This is a genomic window from Streptomyces sp. CC53, assembly GCF_001865245.1.
Classification (GTDB): domain Bacteria; phylum Actinomycetota; class Actinomycetes; order Streptomycetales; family Streptomycetaceae; genus Streptomyces.
This window is the reverse complement of sequence record NZ_MKXB01000143.1, coordinates 18474-19336: the sequence shown is the minus strand read 5'-3', so window position 1 is coordinate 19336 and position 863 is coordinate 18474. Positions and strand designations below refer to the sequence as shown.

Annotated in this window: 1 protein-coding gene; it reads right to left on the bottom strand. The window is 77.4% G+C overall.

Features of this window, described 5'->3' with window-relative positions; translation table 11 throughout:
* The coding region (locus BJP40_RS14215) for a helix-turn-helix domain-containing protein (RefSeq protein WP_071280677.1) at nt 1-838 on the bottom strand (838 nt) is incomplete at its 3' end.
* Nucleotides 839-863 lie beyond the last annotated feature (25 nt).

The window sequence follows — 863 nt, the reverse complement described above, 5'->3', positions numbered from 1 at the left end:
CGGGGGTGCTCCAACTGCCCAGCAGCCGCAGCGCCGCGTCCGCGCGGGCGTCGGGGGCGGTGAAGACGACGAGGGAGAGGCCCTCGTCGCCGGGCAGGCCGAGCGTCTCGTACGCGAGGTCGAAGCCGCCGACGAGCGGGTGCCGGAAGCTCTTCGTGCCGTACGTCTTCTCCGCGACGTCCCGCTCCGCCCACAGGGTGCGGAACTCCTCACTGAGGGCGCCGAGTTGGCCGACCAGGCGGAGCAGTGCGGGCTCCTCGGGGCGGCGGCCCGCGGCGTAGCGCAGGAACCCGACCGTCTGGCGGGCCACCTCGTCCCAGTGCGGGTAGAGCCGCCGCGCCCCGGGGTCGAGGAAGACCTGCCGCGCCAGGCTGAAGGGCGGCCGGGCCCGGTCCGGGGCGGCGACGAGGGCGCGGGCCAGGTCGTTGGCCGCGAGGACGTCCATGGCCGGGTTCAGGACGTACGCGGGCACGGCACCGACCGCCGCCACCAGGCGCCGCAGGTTCTCCCGTACGGCGCCGGACGGGGGCCGGGTGTCGGCGGTGGGGGGCCTGCCGCTCCGGTCGTCGCGGGCGAGGTCCCGCAGGTGGGCCTGCTCGGCGGGGTCGAGGCGCAGCACCCGGCCCAGTGCGGCGAGCACGGCGTCCGACGGGTTGCGGGCGCGGCCCTGTTCCAGCCGGGTGTAGTAGACGAGGCTGACGCCCGCGAGTTCGGCGACCTCCTCGCGGCGCAGCCCCGCGACCCTGCGGCGGCCCCGGTCGGGCAGCCCGGCCGCCTGCGGGGTGACCCGGGCCCTGCGGGACCGCAGGAACCCGCCGAGTGCGCTGGGTGCGTTCATGCCCTCCAGTATCGGTGCGCCGCGG